The 584-nt window shown below is 61.0% G+C and carries 1 protein-coding gene; it reads left to right on the top strand.

All coding sequences use genetic code 11. From position 1 onward, the window contains the following. Positions 1 to 46 precede the first annotated feature (46 nt). On the top strand, positions 47 to 584 hold a 538-nt coding region (locus tag AC1DYX_RS31790; protein WP_477266272.1), incomplete at its 3' end, for a helix-turn-helix domain-containing protein.

Below are 584 nucleotides of genomic sequence, written 5' to 3'. Positions count from 1 at the left end.
TCTGAATGGTTTGGGGTCGAGTGTGGGCAAAGCCGGGAGCATTACGATGGAGGAGTTGGAGCGCGCCGAAATCATCGCCGCCAGTGTCAGGGGCGAGATCACGGCGGTCATTGCGGCACAGCGCCTGGGGCTGACGACACGTCAGGTACGCCGTCTGCAAAAGCGTTTTGAACAAGAGGGCCAGAGCGGGATGATTTCCCGGCGTCGGGGCAAGCCGAGCAACAATCGTCTTGCTCCCGAGGTGGTGCAGAAAGCACTGGAGCTGGTGCGTGACCACTATGCCGACTTTGGGCCGACGCTGGCATGTGAGCAGCTGCAGGAACGGCATCAGTTGGAGTTGTCGAAGGAAGCCCTGCGCAACCTGATGATCGAAGCCGGGCTATGGATTCCGAAAGCGGCCCGGCGCTCCCGACTGTATCAACCGCGCGAGCGACGCCCCTGCGTCGGGGAACTGGTCCAGATAGACGGCAGCCGGCACCAGTGGTTCGAAAAGCGCGCCGATCCTTGTACTTTGCTGGTGTATGTCGACGACGCGACAGGAAGAATCCTGCTGGTGTATGTCGACGACGCGACAGGAAGAATCC

The organism is Massilia sp. P2_C2, assembly GCF_056404615.1.
Note: the sequence above shows the minus strand (reverse complement) of the source record. Positions and strands in the feature narration are given on the sequence as shown.